Genomic DNA, 14,004 nt, shown 5'->3' with positions numbered 1-14,004 from the left:
CGCACCAAGCGAGATCCGGATCGCCGGCGGCAATCCGGATACGCCTGGAACTATGACGGGACCGGCGTCACACCGCGTGTTGGATCGCGTCGATGACCTGGGATGCGGCGTAGGGCTTCGGCACGAACCGACCGTGATCGGGCATCTCCCGGTCGGTGAACCGATGGCGTCCCGAAGTCAGGACCAGCCGAATATCGGGCCAGTTCGCGTAGACGCGTTCGGCCAGGCCGACCCCGTCCATGGAGCCCGGCATGTCGATGTCGGTGAAGAGTACGTCGATGTCCGACCTCTCGTGAAGGATGAACCATGCCTCGTCGGCGTGGCGCGCCTCGACGACGGCGAAGCCGGCATCCTCCAGCATGTCTACGGCCACCATCCGTACGAAGTCCTCGTCCTCGACGACGAGGATGACCGAAATTTCCGGGGGGCGCTGCGCAGACATCGCTCGTCAACATTGAATGATGCCATCCGTTGCCCGACGAATGACGATTGCGAAACGGCCGCGGGTGAAGCACAACATCGGCGCTCTCAACCTCGACGTGGGAGCGAACCGGCCCCCGACGGGTTTCCGTATCCGTGATCAAAGTCGGGTTTCCCGACCCAGGGTACGATCCGGGATGCCTATGATCGACGATGCCGCACTGACCGGCGACGAGTGGACGCTCGCCAGCTTCACCGCCGCGATCCACCGGGGCGGCGTCGGCCTGTGGGCTTGGTCGCCGACACGGCGCCTGGCCCAACTCGACGGTCTCTGTCGGGAGTTCTGGGGAACGTCGGAGACCGTCGTGGGCCTGGATGTGCTGTTCGCGAAGGTGAACGCCGAGGACCGGGACGCGATGATGCTCGACTGGGCGGCGAGCGCGACCGACCCGCATGCCTACGCCTTCGACTTCCGGATCGGCGACGGTCCCGACGCGCGCTGGATTTCCGCCCGCGGCGTGGGCGGGGACGAGGGTCAAGTCGGCGAATGGGTCCAGGCCATCTTCCTCGACATCACGGATCGCAAGCGCGCCGAGGAGGCCGAACACCTGCTGACCGCCGAACTCGAACACCGCGTCTCGAACATGTTCACCGTGGCCCGAGCGCTCACCGCCGTGGTCGCCCGGGAGGCGAAGTCGACGACGGATTTCGTGGAGGACCTATCCCGACGGTTCGGCGTCCTTCACCAGGCCACCACCCTGGCGACGCGCTCGCACAAGCATGAGAAGGGCAATGTCAGGCTGCAGGATCTGGCCGAGCGTATCCTCGCCCCGTACCGCAACGGGGCGAACATCGTCGTCGATATCGCCGGGAACGCCGTCGTGTCGCCGGACCGGGTCAACGACTACGCGATGATCTTCCATGAGCTCGCGACCAACTCGGCCAAGTATGGGGCACTGTCGGGCACGGGGGCGCTCCATCTGACGGGTCAGATCGACGGGGATGCGCTCAGGCTCACCTGGGCGGAAGGAGCTGCGTCTTCCGGGGCGGCCAAGGCCGAGGGCACCGGGTTCGGCTCGCGCCTCCTCAGGATGACCATCGAACGCAGTCTGCGAGGCCGGTTCAGCCGCACCATCGATTCCGGCGGGATGCATTTCGAAATGGTTGTTCCGACCGCTTGACCCGACGAGACCCTCGTCGTCGCCCCGGCCCACATCCAGCGCACCTGCGATCTATGCAGGATGCGATAGAGGTCTCGTAGGGACCCGGGATGGCACGCGTGGCCTAGAACGCCTCCCGGTTCCGGTCCTTCAGACTTGGGGTGGCCCGCCTTGCCGGACCCGATCAGGTACAGCACCCCGGCGCCCGCGACGGCGCCGAGGACCTGGGCGACGACGTAGGGAAGTACGTGCCGGTTGGCGCACCGGCCTGCCGACCACAGCCCGAGCGTGACGGCGGGATTGCAATGTCCCCCCCGGGATGGGCCCGGAGGTCAACCGAGTGTTCGCAGGCATCGGTTCAGACGTCCTCCGGCTCCCTTCAGGCGACCTTTCCCGCGATATCCGCCTGGCGATTGTCGAGCTTGCGAACTTCCGTGGCGATGTCCTGAAGGCTCGTGTCGCCCTTGCGCAGGACGGCGTCCGCCTCCGAGAGCCGATTGCGCTCCTCGACGGTGATGTTCCTCGCGCTGAGCACCACCACCGGGATGTCCGAGCAGTCCGGCAGCTCCCGGAGGCGATGCAGGAACGAAAACCCGTCCATCACCGGCATGGTGAGGTCGAGCAGCACGAGGCGCGGTAGGCCATGCCGGACCTGGTCGAGGGCCTCGGCGCCGTTCCCCGCCTCCCGGACGGTCCAGCCATTGCGCTCAAGTGTGCTCCGAAGCCTGTGACGCATGTCCGGATCGTCGTCGACGACGAGCACGTCGCCATCGGCCGCCCGGAACGGGTCCAGGATCGCCTTCAGGCGGGTCCAGTCCACCGGCTTGGGAACGGCCTCGACCGCCCCGAGCGAGGCGCTCAGGGTCGCGTCGGCCACGAAGCTGACCATGACCACGGGGATGCCGGCGAGGTCCGGGTCGGCCTTGAGCGCGGCGAGCACCGACCAACCGTCCATGTCGGGCATCATCACGTCGAGGAGGATGGCGCGGGGCTTGAGCGATCTCGCCATGTCGAGGCCGGTTCGCCCGTCCCCCGCCGTCCGCACGGCGAAGCGCTGACGTTCCAGGAACCGGGTCATCAACTCGCGTTGGGACGCCTCGTCGTCGATGACGAGGACCAGATCCCCCGAGGGCGCCGGGTCATCGGACGTCACCATCGGGGCCTTCTCCCCGGCGTGATCGGCCACCGCCGCCGGCACGCGAATGGTGAAGCTGGTGCCCTCGCCCTCGACGCTCTCGACAGAGATGTCGCCACCCAGCAACCGGGCGAAGGCGCGGCTTAGCGCCAGACCGAGGCCGGTCCCGCCGAACCTGCGCGTGGTGGTCTCGTCCGCCTGGGAGAAGCGTTCGAACAGGCGACCGACCTGTTCGGGGCTCATGCCGATCCCGGTGTCGGTCACCGTGAAACCGAGCCAATCGCCGGTGGCCCCGCGTTCACGGCCGACCCGGAGGGTGATGGTGCCGCCCTCCGTGAACTTGGCCGCGTTGCTGAGGAGGTTGAACACGCACTGACGCAGCTTGACCGCGTCCGTACGGGCATGGCCCACGTCCCCGGCCACCACGACGACGAGGGTGTTCCCCTTCCGCTTCACCAGCGCATCGACAGTGCCGGCGGCGTTCTCGACGAAGGCGGCGACGTCGATGTCCTCGGGGTCGAGCTCCATCTTCTCGGCCTCGACCTTCGAGAGGTCGAGGACGTCGTTGATCAAGCCGAGCAGGTGCTGGGCGTTCGTCTTGATCTTGCCGAGGTCGCTGAGCAGGCTTTCCTGGCCGAGCTCCTCGGCTTCCTCCTCCAGCATCTCGGAGTAGCCGATCACCGCCGAGAGCGGCGTGCGCAACTCGTGGCTCATGTTGGCGAGGAAGCGGCTTTTCGCCCGGCTATGCTCCTCGGCCGCGTCCCGGGCATGCTTCAGCGCCGCCTCGTAGTCGTGGCGGTCGGTGATATCCTCGTGGATGCCGACCCACTCCCGGATCGTCCCGTCGGGGTTGCGGACCGGCCGCCCCTTGACCGCGAACAGGCGGTACTCCCCTTCGCGGTTCCGGACGCGGTGCCGGAGCTCATACCCCCGGTCCCCCGCGACGGCGTCCCGCCACGCCGACTTCGTGGCCTCGACGTCGTCGGGATGCACGGCTTCGGCCCATCCGGTACCCTGGCACTCGGCCTCGGACTGGCCGGTATAGGCTTGCCAGTATAACTGCGGTCCGACCATCGCGCCGCGGGCGTCGGCGGTCCAGATGATATCTCCGACCGCCTCGGCCGCGGCCCGGAAGCGTCCCTCGCTCACATGGAGGTGCCTTTGGACGCGCTGCTGTTCGAAGGACGCCGCGAGCATCCCCATGAAGAGGATGACGAAGGTCGCCCCGGCGACGTAGAGGGCGAGGTACTGCTGGCTCAGTCCGACGCCGGTGGCATGGGCCGCCCGCGCCCCGGCATCCTCCGCCGTGAAGGTCGCCGCCGCCATGCCGGTGTAGTGCATGCCGGCGACCGCCAGACCCATGACCGCGGCCGCGAACAGTTTCTGCCAGACGCTGTTCTGCCGGAAGGTCAGCCAGAGCGCGACGGTCGCCGCGGTGACGGCCAGGGCCACGGATACGGCGACCACCGGAAGGCTGTAGGCGAGGTTGCCCGGAACCCTCATCGCGGCCATGCCGGTGTAGTGCATCCCGGCGACGCCGATGCCCATCAGCGGTCCGCCGACGAGGACGTCCCGCGTTCCCGCCCCCCTGCGGGTGACCCAGGCGAAGGCGGCGCCGGTGGCGGTGATGGCAATCAGGAGCGACAGGGCGGTGATGCCGAGGTCGTACGCGGCGGGCATGCCCATCTCGAAAGCCAGCATGCCGACGAAGTGCATCGCCCAGATGCCGCCGCCCATCGCGAGGGACGCGAGGGCGACCCAGGCCCAACGCATTCCGCGCGCAGCCCCGCGGACCCGTCCGCCGAGGTCGAGGGCCGTGTAGGAGGCGAACACCGCGATGGCGATGGAAAGCGCGACGAGGGCGGGATCGTAACCGGTATGAACCATGCGGAGTCCGTAGGGGGGGTGAGCCGCTCGTGCCCGACCAACCCGGGCGGACTTCAAGGCGGGACCGTTCCAGGACAACGCTCGGGATCGACCGGGCGACCGACATGTCCCGGGGAATTCACGCAGGCACCAGACAATCCGTGCGCCGGGTTCCCAGACGTGACCGGGATGTACCTCGTCGCTCTCCGCTCAAGTCTCGTCGGAACGGATGCATCGTCGACTTGGGATCGGGACGGATTGGCTTGGGAGGCCCGCGCCTCACGCTTCCATCGGTACGCGGTGGGGCTCTCCGGCATGGTGGGCAGCGGCGGGACCGCCACGCCTGCCAGGAACGCCGTGATACCGGTCATCGGGTGTTGTTCGGCCGATCATACCGTTCCCGCGAACGCGACGGGTATGGTTCGATTTCGATTGCGCGCCAGCTTGCCCGTAAGACATCGTTGCGTCCCTGTGCGCGCGGCCATCAGGCCGCGACGCCGCCGTCCTCCGGCCTGCGCCTGCGGTAGCGCCCGCCGCCCTCGCTCACGAACAGGCGCCTGCGGTACACCCGCTCGTCGATGGCCCCCCTGACCGTGTCGACGCTCCATTCCTGCTTATGCTTGCCGGCTTCCTCCACAAGGTCGGCGCCGATCCGAACCGTAATGTTGTTCACGTGCAGCGCCTCGCGCTCCGGCAGGACCTCCTGGATGTCCCGGATGACGCGTCGCCACAACTTCAGTGCCCGAACCTTCGCAGCCTGCTTGCGCTCCACTCCAAGCTCCGCCAAGAGCCGCGCGATCTCGGCACGAAGCATTTCAATCTCGGCGTCGCGCAAGTCGACCATTCCAAGCGCCTCGTGCCTGAGCTCCCGCTCTGCCGCGATCGCCCCCGCCATGCGCACCTGTTCCTTAACCATGACCGCCGCGGCCTAAGCCTCCGCCGCCTTCCACAACGCCACGCCGGCCTTCGCCATCTCCGTCTCGACCGCATTCGGCAGGCCCGCAAGTTCGATGATCGGGCTGTACGCGCTCTCCCGGGTCCGCTCGGCTAGGTGCTCGCCAACCGACGCGGCCCTATCATCATATCCTGCCAGGCCTCACGCACATCCCGACCGCATTGCTACCGATGATCCGTAAACGTGGACGGGTTTGGGGAAGCAGCAATGTGTCTCTGGTGCCCTCGCGGGCGAGTGGCTCAACCGGCTAAATGTTCAATCGAACCAGCATCAATTCCCTAGGCGACGCTTATGCGAATGGCCCGCCATGACAGCCGCCTCAATGAATGTCCGCTATGGGTGAGCTGCCGAGGCTGATCGAATGACCGAGATGGGCGCATTGCAGAACGTCTGCTCAGGGGCGCGAACCAGCGTCCACAGTCCAATCTGACTATCCGGTTGCCCTTACCCCATTGCGCTGGATCCAGAATGGGCTGGTCACGCTTGATGCTATAACCCGACTGTAACGAGCTCTGCCTATGACGCCATCGATGACCGATCCTCGCGATGATCTACTTCCGTTGGCACCGATACGAGCATGGCGAGAATGAGTGCGAGAAAATCGGTTTAATAACGATACTGCTACTTCTCTCCTCGATCATTCGGCATCAGCCCGCGTCCATCAAATCGCAGTTGAAACAATGAGTTAGTCCATTTGGTGCTTGTTCACGGGTGCGTGCGCAGTGACCCAACTGTCTAATTCGAGCTATCTCGCGCGTGCCGTCAGGGTGTCGGTACCGGCTCGACCACACTCTCTAGGTGGGCCGAGCGAGCCGCCGGAAGGTAGCGATACAGGGTTGAAGCCGTCACCCCGAGCCGCTCAGCGACTGCACTGACCGTCAACGTACCGTCCCGCAACAGCACCCTCGCTACGTCGAGATCGGAAGCGCTCAGCAACTTCGGACGCCCACCGAGCCTTCCCCGGGCTCGCGCCGCCAAAAGCCCAGCCATCGTCCGCTCACGGATAATCGACCGCTCGAATTCTGCCAGCGCTCCGAAGATGTGGAATACGAGTTTGCCTCCGGAGGTAGTCGTGTCGATCGCCTCGGTCAGCGAGCGAAGGCCGATCCCACGTAGCTCTAGATCGTCGAACGTAGCGATCAGTTGGCTGAGTGAGCGCGCCACGCGGTCGAGCTTCCACACGACGATCGTGTCGCCCGCGGACACCGATGCCAACGCTGCCTTTAACTCCGGCCGATCGCGCTGCGCCCCCGATGCCTTCTCGACGTATAGCCGATCGCATCCAGCACGTTCGAGAGCATCGACCTGCAGCTCAGGGTTCTGATCCTGGGTCGACACTCGTGCGTAGCCGATCAGCACGTCCCACTCCCTGTCTCACCTGCGGCGACCTCGCGTCCGCTGCCCCTTTCTCGGAGACGGTTTCGAGAGCCAACGGAGGCCACGTTGCCCATGACGAAATCCTGCCGGAAGCCGACCTCCGAAAAACGCTGGTTTGTCTGAGGGTGGCCAAGCTTGCGGCTGCCCAGGCTCTCAGAAGCGGGTCAGCGCGATTTTGACGGGGAGAAGCGCGATGGGACGGAAGAGTGGGTTCTTGGCGTTCATTCTGTGGGGCTGCGGGTTGTTCCTGCTGTGCGGCCTGCACCGGATCTATGTCGGGCGGTTCTGGACGGGTCTGCTGTGGTTCTTCACGCTGGGCCTTTGCGGGATCGGGCAGCTGATCGACCTTTTTCGGCTTGGCGACATGGTCCGGGTGGCCAACAGTGAGGGCGCTGGTGGCGTTCGCCATCTATCGTCGGCGAACACGGTCGCCCCGGTGTTCAACGTCACGATCAACGCGGTGCCTGCGGGGGTGATGCCAACGACGTCCGAGCAGATCGGCGCCAGCACGCCGCAGCTGCTCTCCCGGCGGTAAGCACAGCATGTGGATTTCCGAGCGTTGGCCACGCTTCTCTTTGCTGGCGTTGACGTGCACGCTCGCCAGCGGCCCTGCTCGTGCGACCGCGTACGGCCCGGATCGGTTCGCGGTCCGAGACGTGCGAGCAGATGACACTCTAGCCCTGCGAGCCCAGCCGAACGCGAGCGCGCGCAAAATCACCGCGCTACCGCCGAACACTCGGGGGCTCGAGAACCTCGGCTGCGTCGACGGGAAGACCGGGCAACAACCGAGCGACACCGGGCCAGCCCGCGATCAACTCTGGTGCAAGATCCGCATCGGCAGCTTCGTCGGCTGGGCGTCCGCACGTTTCCTACGCGAGGAAACAAAGGTTCTGAAGCCTTACAGCGCTTCAGGTGCCCCGACGGGACCCAAAGACTTCAAGGCGACATCCACGGCGATCGAGACGCAGGCTGCGGGCGAAGGCCGGTGGAAGGTCATGACTCAGTCGGTCGTAAGTGGCTCGACCACGGCTGACGTCCCCAACGAGGTGACCGTTTCTGCGCAGCTCGTCGATTGCCGTCTGGGAAGCTCGGAGGTGATCCGTTTGACCGGCGATCCTTCTGGTTATTCGACACCGATCGAGGAGAAGCCAGGTACGCGCTTCGAGCCGCCGCTTTCGGACAAAGACGAGCACAATCTCTGGTGGTTCGTGTGCCGAGACGCCTCACAGCGCTATCGATGATTCGAGATCGTCAGCGCAGTACCGCTCGTCCGAAAAACGAGGGTTTGCACGATGATGCTGGTTCCGACAATGCCAAGCTTAGGCTGTGAGCTGATTTCCGGAGACAGTTTCACGAGGTCGCGCCGTTGAGCTCTGGGGAGGATGGGGGAGGGTCCGCCGCGTCACAGAGCGCGAGGATAAAGATGGCCATCACGATCAAGGAGCTATCGGAACGGGCAGGGGTAAAGATCCCCACGATCCGGTACTACGAGCGGCAAGGACTGCTACCTGAGCCGGTACGAACGAGCACGGGGCAGAGGCGCTACGGGACGGTTGACGTCGCTCGCCTTCGCTTCGTCCGCTTCGGTCGTGGACTTGGGATGGAGATCGGCGAGATTCGTGCGCTGATCGAAATGGTGGGCGAAGGCAACGGCGAAGAAGTTGTTGTGGCGGCCGAAGCTATCGCCGAACGGGCTGAGCGAATGAAGGCGCTCTGTATCGGGCTGCAGGCGATCTCGGTGGCCATCATCGGTGGGTCGATTGACGAGGCGGACGCGTTTGATCGGCTCATGGCAGGGGAGGGGGCGGAGGTAGCGGAGCCGGCAGAACCCCCTCCCGCACCGAACCCGGATGCAACCGAGGCGCCTCAGGGTCAGAGCCGCCAGCCCATGGACACGGCCGTGGTACAGGAAGAGGCATCAACGGCAGTCGAGCTGGCCGCGGAAGGACCTATGGCAGAGGCAGCACCGGAAGGTGATGCACCCGAGACACCGCTTTCCAAGCCGAAGCGCAAAAGGACCCGTGCAAGGTCCTAATGGGTAGGATGGCGGTGACCCAGCCGTCCAACCCCTCAAGGCAGCTTCAGATATACTTCAGCGTCATCGCATAACCAATACCAAGTGCTGCCGCAGCATTGATTCACGATCCATACTGCGCCGCACAAATTAGTCCCTATTGTTAGTAGATAATCTATAAACTATTGACACAAAACGCCTTCTCTTGAAGTGCTCTTTTGAATTTGGTACGACATCTCGCCCGACGAGAGACGGGCCGCACGTAGCCATACAAATGTAGCATCTCCGGCGGCGACGAAACCAAAAGGTTTCGGCGAACGGTGCCGGCTACTATGCGGGTTCTTAAGCTCTAGCTGCGCTTGAAAAATGCATCTCGACAGCACGTTGCGCAGGCAAACGGCGCATCACGTCTTCAATCCAGCACAGATCATTCGGGATCCCATGACTAAACTAATCTGGCAAACACCAAAGATCACAGAAAGGCCAAATAAGATGCAAGACGACAAAACAGCTCCAATCATTGATCCTCAAGGCTTATTGGCTCTCGAGAAAACTGTTGCTCAGATCAAGGCGGACCATCCCTCCACCACCCTGATTGGGTTGTGGCATGGCCAAGGCGAGGGTTCGGCAAGGTATATTGAAGCAGCAAAAAATGCGGGCTTCACGATGCACCTTAGCACGACAGAAAACGAACTGGCCGAGAACATCGGGACCATAGAGGGGATCACACTCGCCCTCATAGTCCAGGATTTCATACCCAAATCTATCCGAGATATTATCACGGCCGCATGCGAGAAATACGATCCATTCTATTTTATACACATTTCTTCCTGCTTCGGGATAGACCCAGAGACGCATCATCGATCGATCATCACGAGTTTCTGCTCGGATGCATCCACCGACAGTCTGGCGTGCAAGAGGGTGTCTGACGCTACATACAAGGCTTTCGACACCGCCAACGCCGAAGCTTTGGGCATCGATGAAAGGTCTTTAATAGACCTCGATGATTTGTTCGCCGCCATCACGCGCAGATCGAAAATTCGAACTGAATAGACACTCTCTTTAACAGCAAAAGCTTCGATAATGACCAAGCAATTTATCAGCCACCCGCGGGCCTACACCGAAGAAGAGTGGTACGAGGCTTCGCGCGTGAGCGGAACCTCGACCATCTCTGACGACATTAAGGCGGCGGTAGACCCTGAGAGTGCTGCGGCGACCGCCACCAACGCGCACCCCGCCGACACGTTCGCGGTCGCGCACGCCAACCCAGGTCGCGACGATCGTAATCATTCTACCCATCGGTCGTCCTACGTCCCGGTGGTCGCTCACGAGGCGGCACTGGACGGCCGGCGCCCACCCAACAGCGGTGTCGAGACCGAGCCCGCCAAAAGGTCTGATGAGCCCCCGGCGGACGCGGATTGGGAGGCGCTCCTCATGGACGCCTTCGGTTTCTCGTCTTCGACCGGCACTGCTTCTCCGACACATCCGGCGGAGGCGATCGACCATTCCATAGACAGTGGTCCAGAAGCGTCTGCGAAACACCCCCGGTCGTGGGCTTCCCAATCGGTATCGGGGGGCGACGATGCAGAGGAACCATGGACGGATGAGGACATCGAGGCGTCCTTCAGAGAGGCCATTACTGAGTCGACGCCTCCGCGCGCAACCGACCCTACAAAGCCGACAGTCCTCCCGCAGATCCGGGTGACGAGTGGCCTACGTGCGCTTGCTGAAGCCGCCAAAAACGTCCGAGACGCGGGAGGCGTTACCGAGGAGGACGCGAAGGCCGCATCCCGCCGCCGGGGCAAAGGCCGCAAAACGCGCGTCATCGCGGCGCTGAACGCTTTCGTCGAGAGTGATAATCGCTACCAAGGTGCCAGGGAGGTCGTAGCGCAGACACGCCACCGCTACGATCAAGTCCTCGGTACGGTAACTTCCAACCAGCACAGGGTCGAGGCCGCGCGCGCAGCGTACACCGACAGCATCGATCTCGAGGTAGACTTTCACCTCTCGCATTTGGCTTCGGTCGCTGACCGAATCGAGCGGTGTGGTCCCCATGGGGGGCTCGCATGCGGTTCATACTGGTGCACCCGCTGCCGCAACCGTTTCTCAGGCCGCTTGATCGAGGATACGCGAACGCAGTTAGAGCAGCGCTACGGCGCCGACCTTGAGCACGCCCGGTCCAATCTCCTGCACGCCACGATCCTCAACGATATCGTCCTCCCCGACCCCGATCTCGACCGAGAGCACCTCGCGGACTTCGCCGCTTCCGTCATCCGACGCGACCACCGCGAGATGCTCGGTTACCTACGGCGTTGGCAGAAAGACCGTCGTAGCGCGATGTCAGCTGCACTGATCAAACGCGGGCTTAGTCTGGAGCTGGCCGAGGATTGGATCGGGCTTCACGACCGGGACAGGCGGTTCTACCACCCCGACAACGTCACGGCCGACGCCGACCGGCTGATAGGGTGGAACGATATCGTCGAGGAGGCTCGAGCCCACTTCCGATCCCAGCGAAGGCGGCCCGACCTTGAGGCCTCTGACCTCATCTCCTGCCGCGATGACGAGCGGTACGAGGCGTACCTTTGGCAGTTGCGCAAGGCGACGCGGCTGGAACGAGAAGACATAGTCACGCTTGCTCAAGGCTTCCAGTGCATCTACCGCGAGTTTACCGCGATCACAAAAACGAACTACCCCGAGCGGCTTAAGTTCAAGAGCTCGATCGAGAAGGTGATGAAGCGCGAGCGGAAGAAGCTCTACCGCATCATCAAGGAGGATCAGCTTCCTGGCATCGCCGTGACCGGCATGTTCGAGCTGGAGCTCGTCGACCTCCGTCACGCGATCGGCGGGGATCATCAGCACAGCGTCAAGGCGAAGACGCTTCGCGTTCTCGCCACACAAGAGCGTAAGCCGACGAAGAAGCGCAAGAAGGACGAGAGAATATCATTCGAAACGGAGCGGCGCCGGATGAAGCTCCGTGCGAAGATGCGGCTGCTGGATGAGGCGCGGGCAAGTATCGCCGCCAACAAGGATCTGCCCGAGGCTGACTTCCCGGGTCTTCGTTACGCGGTCCTTCTGCATATGCATGTCCTCATCGACCTAAACGGGACGCCGCGGGAAGACGTCGAACGATGGCTGACTGGGAGAGAGGTCAGTACCCGGAGGTTCTCCGGCCAGTGGCCGCTCCCCTATCAGGTGATGCTGAAGGGCCTATACGAAAGTAAGTCAGTCAACGACAGCATCCGAGACATCAGCTTCTACCCGATCAAGGCACCCCTCACATTCAATTACGAGAACACCGCACCGAAGCGCGATGAGGACCTGCCGGAGACGGACCCCAGACACTTCTCCGATGAGGCGCTTGCGATCCTCGCGTGGCTGCAACAGGGGATCGGCCACGAGAGGCTAAGGATCGCGATCAACTGGCCTGGGACAGAGCAGGAGAAGCGCGGCCCTAAGCCCAAGCACACGCCGATCCCGAAGATGACCGAAGACGAACTGGACGAGGCACTCGCTGCCCGTGGCTCGAGCTTGCCTAGACCGCCGGTGGGCGAGACCGACATCGGCTTTCTGTTCGAGGAGCCAGGGGAGGGCCCTCAGGCTGCATATCGCCCCGAGGCGAGCACATCGACGGCGGGTGATGGGGATGCCTCAAGGCCTCCCGACGACGAGAATCCACCGGGTGAGCATGTGTCGAATTCAGGCGATCGAGGTGAGGCTGGAAGGGAATGATACGACACTGCTCCCTTCATTCACAACGACCAAGGCGGCGGCAGGCGCGACCATAAGCTAGGTAGGATAAGGCGTTAGCTCCCGCTCGAGATCGCACGCAGAGTCGAGCCACACGGCCGACTGTCTAATTCGCTCCCCCGTGGCTCAGGGCACTCGGGCCAACACCCAAATCGCGATGATCCAGGTCCCGTTGCACGATGAGCGGGAACGCCCGAGCCATGCCTCGGACGATCGGGTCGTCGCGTCCGCAACCGGAGGCACCCATGACCATCGACCCAACCCGCATCGACAAAGATCAACTACACGAGCTCCGGCACAGCGTCGCCCGAGCGTATGACATCGATCCCCACCGCCAATACGGCGAGCGCGCTGCCGCTGCGCTGCTCATTCCGCCAGGGGAACGGCGCAATGCAAGCGGCGATGTCTCGACCCTCAAGCGCAAGCGGCGCGCTGGCAAGATTCCTCATGTTCCCCTCGGGGATGGCTCCGTCGCGTACCTCGGGTTGATGCTCTGCGACTTCCTCGCGTTTGGGGAGCGCTCGATCCTTCTCTGGGGCGGCGATCCCGGCAGCATTCCGGCTGATCCTGAGGGCGGCCCTGCTCCTCATCAAGGAAATGGGGGAGGGCGGAAGCACATGGCTATGACGGGAGCGTCCGATGGGCCGGTACACCAAGCGTGAGCATGCAGCGGGCAAGTTCTGGCTCGACAAACGACCGAATAGCCCGGCCTGGTGCATCTGCTGGATGGACGGCCGGCAGCTGCGGCGCAAGTCGACCGGCACCGATGACCTTGATGCTGCCATTCAGGAGCTCAAGGCGCACTATCTCGCTGGAGACACGCCCGACGTTCAGGACGTAACCCGCGTGCCAATCGCAGACATTGTCCAGGCGTACTACCTCCAGCACGGTCAGCATCTGACGTCCCGGAAGTGGCTGAAGTACGCCATCGATCATTGGGTTAGGTTCTTTGGCGATTTGGAAAGCGTATGGGCCGCGACGCGCCCCGCACGGATCGAGCGTTTCATCGATGAACTTCGGCGACGCGAGCTGAAGCCTTCTTCGATCAACAACGTCCTCACAGCTGGCAAAGCGGCGCTGAGTCGTTCGTGGCGGCGCGGCGAGCTCACACGGCAAGTCCATGTGCCGAGCGTCAAAGTTACGAAGATGCAGCCAAAGGGCAGGCCGCTATCCGTTGAGGAATGCGCTGCTGTAAAGGGCGGACCAATTCCAGGCCGCTGTGGCGGAGTAAAACCAGGCCAATGGCGGCCGCAGCTTGAACGATGAAGGGGCCCGATCGGGCCCCTTCATCGTTTATCGCCGACCATGAGGCTCAAGCCGGTAGGATCTC

The 14,004-nt window shown here is 63.5% G+C and carries 12 protein-coding genes and 1 pseudogene; 8 read left to right on the top strand and 5 right to left on the bottom strand.

From position 1 onward, the window contains the following. Window positions 1–67: 67 nt before the first annotated feature. The gene (locus MKK63_RS28055) at window positions 68–442 is read right to left on the bottom strand and encodes a response regulator (RefSeq protein ID WP_147940005.1); all 375 of its coding nucleotides are present in this window, start codon (window positions 440–442) and stop codon (window positions 68–70) included. 175 nt (window positions 443–617) lie between these two features. On the opposite strand from MKK63_RS28055, the gene MKK63_RS28050 reads away from it, so the two are divergent. Further along, complete coding sequence (locus tag MKK63_RS28050; protein ID WP_244007317.1) at window positions 618–1,601, top strand: sensor histidine kinase; 984 nt, start codon at window positions 618–620, stop codon at window positions 1,599–1,601. 143 nt (window positions 1,602–1,744) lie between these two features. Here the strand turns inward: MKK63_RS28050 and MKK63_RS28045 are convergent. From MKK63_RS28045 to MKK63_RS28030, 4 genes and pseudogenes are all read right to left on the bottom strand, one after another. Beyond that, window positions 1,745–1,906, bottom strand: a pseudogene (locus tag MKK63_RS28045) (aquaporin); the annotation flags it as partial. A gap of 53 nt (window positions 1,907–1,959) precedes the next feature. Next, window positions 1,960–4,602 (bottom strand): MHYT domain-containing protein, encoded by a 2,643-nt coding sequence (locus tag MKK63_RS28040; protein ID WP_147940004.1) that lies wholly within the window; start codon window positions 4,600–4,602, stop codon window positions 1,960–1,962. A gap of 463 nt (window positions 4,603–5,065) precedes the next feature. Next, window positions 5,066–5,476, bottom strand: coding sequence for a hypothetical protein (locus MKK63_RS28035; RefSeq protein ID WP_147940003.1), 411 nt, complete (start codon window positions 5,474–5,476; stop codon window positions 5,066–5,068). A gap of 822 nt (window positions 5,477–6,298) precedes the next feature. Next, on the bottom strand, window positions 6,299–6,895 hold the full coding sequence (locus tag MKK63_RS28030) for a recombinase family protein (RefSeq protein WP_147940002.1): 597 nt from the start codon (window positions 6,893–6,895) through the stop codon (window positions 6,299–6,301). 211 nt (window positions 6,896–7,106) lie between these two features. Between MKK63_RS28030 and MKK63_RS28025 the strand changes: the two genes are divergently transcribed. From MKK63_RS28025 to MKK63_RS27995, 7 genes are all read left to right on the top strand, one after another. Next, window positions 7,107–7,448, top strand: coding sequence for an NINE protein (locus MKK63_RS28025; protein WP_147940001.1), 342 nt, complete (start codon window positions 7,107–7,109; stop codon window positions 7,446–7,448). A 7-nt stretch (window positions 7,449–7,455) separates the two neighbouring features. Continuing rightward, entirely contained in the window at window positions 7,456–8,154 is a 699-nt protein-coding gene (locus MKK63_RS28020) for an SH3 domain-containing protein (protein ID WP_244007315.1), read from the top strand. Between the two features lie 182 nt (window positions 8,155–8,336). Beyond that, on the top strand, window positions 8,337–8,948 hold the full coding sequence (locus MKK63_RS28015) for a MerR family transcriptional regulator (RefSeq protein ID WP_244007313.1): 612 nt from the start codon (window positions 8,337–8,339) through the stop codon (window positions 8,946–8,948). 345 nt (window positions 8,949–9,293) lie between these two features. After that, entirely contained in the window at window positions 9,294–9,980 is a 687-nt protein-coding gene (locus tag MKK63_RS28010; RefSeq protein ID WP_244007311.1) for a hypothetical protein, read from the top strand. A gap of 30 nt (window positions 9,981–10,010) precedes the next feature. After that, window positions 10,011–12,656 carry a hypothetical protein gene (locus tag MKK63_RS28005; RefSeq protein WP_244007309.1) on the top strand — a complete coding sequence of 882 codons (2,646 nt, stop codon included), beginning with the start codon at window positions 10,011–10,013 and terminating at the stop codon, window positions 12,654–12,656. Between the two features lie 263 nt (window positions 12,657–12,919). Beyond that, window positions 12,920–13,336, top strand: coding sequence for a hypothetical protein (locus MKK63_RS28000; RefSeq protein ID WP_147939996.1), 417 nt, complete (start codon window positions 12,920–12,922; stop codon window positions 13,334–13,336). After that, window positions 13,314–13,940, top strand: a complete 627-nt coding sequence (locus MKK63_RS27995; RefSeq protein ID WP_244007307.1) for a hypothetical protein — start codon at window positions 13,314–13,316, stop codon at window positions 13,938–13,940. Before MKK63_RS28000 ends, MKK63_RS27995 begins: the two co-directional genes overlap by 23 nt. The last annotated feature ends 64 nt before the right edge of the window (window positions 13,941–14,004 follow it).

This window comes from Methylobacterium sp. J-088 (assembly GCF_022829295.1).
Taxonomy (GTDB): domain Bacteria; phylum Pseudomonadota; class Alphaproteobacteria; order Rhizobiales; family Beijerinckiaceae; genus Methylobacterium.
The sequence above is the reverse complement of the archived record's forward strand: the minus strand, read 5'-3'. Positions and strand labels throughout refer to the sequence as shown.

Bases quoted from the DNA above. Each gene is read 5' to 3' on its own strand.
- MKK63_RS28055 (WP_147940005.1), bottom strand. From the start codon at position 442: ATGTCTGCGCAGCGCCCCCCGGAAATTTCGGTCATCCTCGTCGTCGAG.
- MKK63_RS28050 (WP_244007317.1), top strand. From the start codon at position 618: ATGCCTATGATCGACGATGCCGCACTGACCGGCGACGAGTGGACGCTC.
- MKK63_RS28040 (WP_147940004.1), bottom strand. From the start codon at position 4,602: ATGGTTCATACCGGTTACGATCCCGCCCTCGTCGCGCTTTCCATCGCC.
- MKK63_RS28035 (WP_147940003.1), bottom strand. From the start codon at position 5,476: ATGGCGGGGGCGATCGCGGCAGAGCGGGAGCTCAGGCACGAGGCGCTT.
- MKK63_RS28025 (WP_147940001.1), top strand. From the start codon at position 7,107: ATGGGACGGAAGAGTGGGTTCTTGGCGTTCATTCTGTGGGGCTGCGGG.
- MKK63_RS28020 (WP_244007315.1), top strand. From the start codon at position 7,456: ATGTGGATTTCCGAGCGTTGGCCACGCTTCTCTTTGCTGGCGTTGACG.
- MKK63_RS28015 (WP_244007313.1), top strand. From the start codon at position 8,337: ATGGCCATCACGATCAAGGAGCTATCGGAACGGGCAGGGGTAAAGATC.
- MKK63_RS28010 (WP_244007311.1), top strand. From the start codon at position 9,294: ATGCATCTCGACAGCACGTTGCGCAGGCAAACGGCGCATCACGTCTTC.
- MKK63_RS28005 (WP_244007309.1), top strand. From the start codon at position 10,011: ATGACCAAGCAATTTATCAGCCACCCGCGGGCCTACACCGAAGAAGAG.
- MKK63_RS28000 (WP_147939996.1), top strand. From the start codon at position 12,920: ATGACCATCGACCCAACCCGCATCGACAAAGATCAACTACACGAGCTC.
- MKK63_RS27995 (WP_244007307.1), top strand. From the start codon at position 13,314: ATGGGCCGGTACACCAAGCGTGAGCATGCAGCGGGCAAGTTCTGGCTC.